The sequence below is a fragment of the Aminobacter sp. P4_H6_2 genome (assembly GCF_056400805.1).
Window position 1 is genome coordinate 1 of the sequence record NZ_JBFUKO010000793.1, and the last position, 2,197, is coordinate 2,197.

Consider the following 2,197-nt stretch of genomic DNA (forward strand, 5'->3'; position numbering starts at 1 on the left):
GTGCATGGCGAGCCACACCGGCAGCGTGGGCAGTGTCAGTTCAGGCAGGACGATTTCGAGGTGCGGCTCGCGCCGAACGAGCTGTTCTTGCGCGATGCCGATACCGTTGCCAGTCCGTACCGCTTCCCAGAGCACGATGTGATTGTCGCTGCGCAGCCGAAAGTCATGCCGGGTGATGCCCGGCAGGAAGTGTTCGAAGCCGCGAATCATCTCGTCGCTGCGGTCGAAGCCGATCAGGTCGTGGTCGCGCAAATCCTCCGGCGTTGACGGGCGGCCACGCCGGTCGAGATAGGCTGACGCAGCGCACATGCCAAGTGCGATGTCGGTGACCTTGCGCGCCACCAGTTCGTTCTGCGCGGGTCGCACCATGCGGATGGCGATATCGGCGTCACGGCGTAGCAGGTTCTCGACCTGGTTGGAGGCGACGACCTCGACCTCGATGCCGGGTTCTTCGGCACCGAGCCGGGCAAGCATTGCCGGCAGCACATGGGCTGCCACCATCTCGCTCGCGGCAATGCGAACGGTACCTTCGATCGCTTCGACAGATCCCAGCGCGAGCCTAGCGAAGGCTGTGGCCTCCTCGCTGACCGCCCGGCCTCGTTCGAACAGCAGGCTTCCGGCTTCCGTCAGCACATAACCCTGGCGGCCGCGCCGGAACAGTGTGACGTCAAGCGCTTGTTCGAGTTCGGCGATGTGGCGCCCAAGCGTGGGCTGGCTCGATGCCAGGCTGCGCGCGGCGGCCGACAGGCTGCCGGCCTCGGCAACCGCGACAAAACTCCGGATCAGGTTCCAGTCTATCTCAGACATCTATTCAAGATTGAATATCAAGGCGCCATTTTGAGTCAATTCATTTCCGGTCGTGAATGGAGGAAACCGGGTCACAACAAACACAGGAGTGACCGACATGACCGAGATCGCAATTCTGGGTGCCCGTGGCCGGCTCGGCCGCGCCGTCGCCAACGCCTTCCTCGACGCCGGATATGAGGTGCGGGCCATCACTCGCGACGGCAAGCTGCCGGCGGAGCTGGCAGGGGCCGAAGCCATCGCCGCCGATGCGCTTGACCGGCAGTCGCTGATTGATGCCACCAGAGGCGTCGACATCATCTTCAACGGCTTGAGCCCAATCTATTCCGACTGGAGCTCGGTTCTGCCCATGGCCGAGAATGTCATGGCTGCCTGTTTTGCCAATGGCGCGCTGCACATGGTTGCGGGCACCGTCTACAATTTCGGCTCGCCGATGCCTGCCGTCATCACTGAGGAGACGCCGCAGCATCCCACGACCGAGAAGGGCCACATTCGGGCCGCCACCGAAGAACTGTTCCGCCGTGAATCCGATGCGCGTCGGGTTCGCACAGTTTTGCTCAGGGCCGGCGATTTCTTCGGTGGCAAGGGCACCGGCTCATGGTTCGACCTGGTGGTCACTTCGAAACTTGCCAAGGGCGTCTACACAGCACCCGGGCCGGCCGACCTTGTGCATGAATGGGCCTATCTACCGGACTTCGCCGCAGCCTTCGTTGCCCTTGCCGACAACCACGAAAAGCTTGCCGGTTACGAAAACCTCAACTTGCCGGGCCATCCGGTTACCGATCTGGAGATCAAGGCATCGATCGAGCGCGTGCTTGGCCGTAAGCTCAAGCTATCCTCGATGCCCTGGTGGGTGCTGCGCGCCGGCAGCCCGTTCGTGCCGATGTGGAAGGCGATCGTGTCGATGTCGTATCTGCGTTTCGAACAGCATCGGCTGGTGTCGCAGCGCCTCGGACCCATCATCGGCCACATCCCGCATACGCCGCTCGACGAGGCGGTAGCAGGCGCACTCGCCGATCTCAGCTTGCTGCCTCAAGCAAAGGCTGCCTGACTGACGCAAAAGAAAACGCCCGGACTATCGTCCGGGCGTTTTGCCGTTCAGCTGCTTCGGGGCAGTCAGACGCGGCCCGTCAGCATCAGCACCAGAAGGATGACAAGGAGCACACCGACGATGCCGGAGGGTCCGTAACCCCATCCGCGCGAATGCGGCCAGGCTGGCACCGCTCCAAGCAGGATCAGGATCAGGATGATGATAAGCAGCGTCGAAATTGTCATTGTTCATGCCTCGTAATTCTTGCGTTTTTATCGAGGCAGGAACGCAAAAGGCCGCCCGGTTGTTCCGGGCGGCCTTTTGCGTGCGCGCAGCGCGTTGGTCTATTCCGCAGCCTTGGGG

General features: G+C 62.4%; 3 protein-coding genes. 1 reads left to right on the top strand and 2 read right to left on the bottom strand.

The window, feature by feature from the left end; all coding sequences use genetic code 11:
* Nucleotides 1-807, bottom strand: an 807-nt coding sequence (locus tag AC1DUU_RS30195) for a LysR family transcriptional regulator (protein WP_476786995.1), incomplete at its 3' end; no start/stop codon positions are given.
* A gap of 97 nt (nt 808-904) precedes the next feature.
* On the opposite strand from AC1DUU_RS30195, the gene AC1DUU_RS30200 reads away from it, so the two are divergent.
* Entirely contained in the window at nt 905-1,855 is a 951-nt protein-coding gene (locus AC1DUU_RS30200; protein ID WP_476786996.1) for an NmrA family NAD(P)-binding protein, read from the top strand.
* A gap of 65 nt (nt 1,856-1,920) precedes the next feature.
* On the opposite strand, the gene AC1DUU_RS30205 is transcribed toward AC1DUU_RS30200, so the two are convergent.
* Entirely contained in the window at nt 1,921-2,079 is a 159-nt protein-coding gene (locus AC1DUU_RS30205) for a DUF3309 family protein (RefSeq protein WP_476786997.1), read from the bottom strand.
* Between the last annotated feature and the right edge of the window lie 118 nt (nt 2,080-2,197).

Coding starts and splice junctions, on each gene's coding strand:
- AC1DUU_RS30200 (WP_476786996.1), top strand. CDS start 905: ATGACCGAGATCGCAATTCTGGGTGCCCGTGGCCGGCTCGGCCGCGCC.
- AC1DUU_RS30205 (WP_476786997.1), bottom strand. CDS start 2,079: ATGACAATTTCGACGCTGCTTATCATCATCCTGATCCTGATCCTGCTT.